Below are 884 nucleotides of genomic sequence, written 5' to 3' on the forward strand. Positions count from 1 at the left end.
CAAGGAGGATTTATAATGATATTAACTATTTTAGGTATATTTCTTATAATTATTGGAATTTATGGTATCGCAAAAGGAAATTATAATACATTAAAAAAATTACCTGTTATTAATATTATAAATGGTATTACTTTAGTGTTATTTGGTGTTTACTGTGCTTTATATCAATATCTAAAATATTCTAATTGGACTATGATAATAGTACCTATTATATTAATTTTTACAAATATAATTTTAAAAACATATTTAATAGGCAAATAATTTTGCAAAAAAAATAGGTATTATTAAAAAAAACATCTGAAGTTTTATTGCACCACTAGCGTTGTTTATAACAAGAACATCAATCAATTCTACATGTATATTTGAGTTTTATCAACCAAAGATGCCTAAGGGCAGTGATAAATTAAAAAATTTTAAATGAATGAAATAAATTGTTTAACAATCAAAAAGTATGGTGATATAGTGCAAGAAAAGATAAAAAATATAATATGGATACGAATGAAAGAAGCAAAAGAATTGACAGATGAAGATAAAGAAATATATTTATTTGGTTTAATTCAGGGAGTTATATTTCTATTAAATACTTTCACTGCATTGTGTATTGGTATGATATTAAATATGCTTATTGAAGTAATTATATATTTAGTTTGTTTTATTCCAATAAGAATTTTTGCTGGGGGATATCATGCAAAAACACAATTTCGTTGTTATATAATGTCTACGGTGACAACATTTGTAGCCTTAAGATTAATTAAATTTTTGCAAATTTCAAATAGTATTTTTGAAATAGTAGTTTTAATTATTTCTATTATTATTATTTGGAATTTATCACCAATTGAAGACGATAATAAACCTTTAACTAAAGAAGAATATAGTATTTATAA

The 884-nt window shown here is 22.3% G+C and carries 3 protein-coding genes; all 3 read left to right on the forward strand.

Annotated features, from left to right (window positions below):
* Positions 1-15: 15 nt before the first annotated feature.
* A complete protein-coding gene (locus tag B5E58_RS13255; RefSeq protein ID WP_143597291.1) occupies positions 16-261 on the forward strand; it encodes a hypothetical protein in 246 nt (81 codons plus the stop codon).
* 61 nt (positions 262-322) lie between these two features.
* Complete coding sequence (locus B5E58_RS14085; protein WP_242956683.1) at positions 323-421, forward strand: cyclic lactone autoinducer peptide; 99 nt, start codon at positions 323-325, stop codon at positions 419-421.
* Positions 418-884 (forward strand): accessory gene regulator ArgB-like protein (locus B5E58_RS13265; protein ID WP_088110102.1); only part of this gene is annotated, 467 nt, incomplete at its 3' end. The genes B5E58_RS14085 and B5E58_RS13265, both read left to right, overlap by 4 nt.

Source organism: Tyzzerella sp. An114, assembly GCF_002161055.1.
Classification (GTDB): domain Bacteria; phylum Bacillota; class Clostridia; order Lachnospirales; family Anaerotignaceae; genus Fimicola; species Fimicola cottocaccae.